1 pseudogene is annotated in these 1,574 nt (G+C 34.1%); it reads left to right on the top strand.

The window, feature by feature from the left end:
• A pseudogene (locus ACTG3S_RS12300) lies at positions 1 to 1,574 on the top strand (hypothetical protein); the annotation flags it as partial.

Raw genomic sequence — 1,574 nt, 5'->3', positions numbered from 1 at the left:
TCCAACACCTACAATTACAGGTTTAGGTGAAGGAACTTTTTCTTCTACTGCAGGATTGAGTATTAATGCTTCAACAGGTACAATAGATGTTTCTGCATCAATTCCAGGTGTCTATACAGTTACTTATACAACAGCAGGTGCGTGTCCTAGTTCCTCTAACAAAAGTGTAACTGTTACAGGGAATTATACTTGGACAGGAGCTACAGATAATAATTGGAATACTGCTGCTAACTGGAACTACAATGCAGTGCCTCCAACAACGGCTAACGTTATTGTTCCTTCTGGATTAACTAACTACCCAACCATTAGCTCTCCAGTTACTGTAAATAGCATTACTATTAATACTGGAGCTTCATTAATTGCAACAGCTAGTGTAACCGCAAGCGTTACTTATAGTAGAAACATAGCCGATACTAATTGGTATCTAGTTAGCACTCCTGTATCTGGTGAAACACAACAAGATATTATTGCGAATAATAATTTTGCCTCTGGAACTGAAAGTAACTTAGGTATTGGTTACTTCACAAACAACGGAGCTACTCCTTGGTTTTATGCCACCTCTTCTTCTACAGGTAGTACTACTCCTGGGTATGGGTTTTCTGTAAAATTGGCTACTCCTGGTGATATTACCACTACAGGAAGCTTAATTACAGCAAATTATCCACTTCCAATAAGTACGGGTACTAGAAATAACTATAACCTAATAGGTAATCCATTTACCAGCTTTATCAATTCGGCTACTTTGGCTGGTAGTAACTCTGTAATTGGCAATGCTACCTTTTGGCTTTGGGATGGCACACAATACGTAACTCATAACAATGCAAACCCAATTGAGATTGCCCCTTCACAAGGGTTTTTTGTAGAAGCTTCTTCTAATAGTAATGTCACCTTTTTTACATCTAATCTAAGTCATCAAGGTACCGATACTTTTTTGAAGCAAGCAACCAAACCTTCTCTTGAATTACTTATGAGTAATAACAAAATAAAATCGGCTACAAATGTTTACTATATAGATGGTAAAACAACTGGGTTTGATGCTGGTTATGACTCTAAAATGTTTAATGGGGTAACTACTAATTTTGCCGTTTTTACTGAGTTATTAACTGATAACATCGGAGAAAAATTAGCGATACAAACATTACCTAATAATGATTTTGAAGAAATGGTTATACCTGTGGGTGTAATTGCTGAAAAAAACCAAGAAATTGCCTTTTCTGTAAATGTTTCTAATTTTCCTGAAGCTTTAAAAGTATTTATTGAGGATAGAGACAGTAATACTTTTACTTATTTAAAAGACGCGAACAGTAGCTATTCTGTTACTTTAGATAAAGCCTTAAATGGTGCTGGGAGATTTTTTATACACACCACTAATAATACTTTAAGTATAGAGGAAAATTTAAATACTGAAAATATCAGTATATATAAATCAAATAAATCTACTCTTAGAATAAGTGGTTTACCTAATGAAAAAACAACAGTTTCTTTATTTAATATAATTGGTAAAAATATACTTACAACCTCTTTTACTTCAAATGGTAATAAAGACATTATATTACCAAATTTAGCAAGTGGCA

Origin of the sequence: Polaribacter sp., from assembly GCF_965656025.1 — a bacterium.
Classification (GTDB): Bacteria; Bacteroidota; Bacteroidia; order Flavobacteriales; family Flavobacteriaceae; genus Polaribacter.
This window is presented reverse-complemented; position numbering and strand designations above follow the sequence as displayed.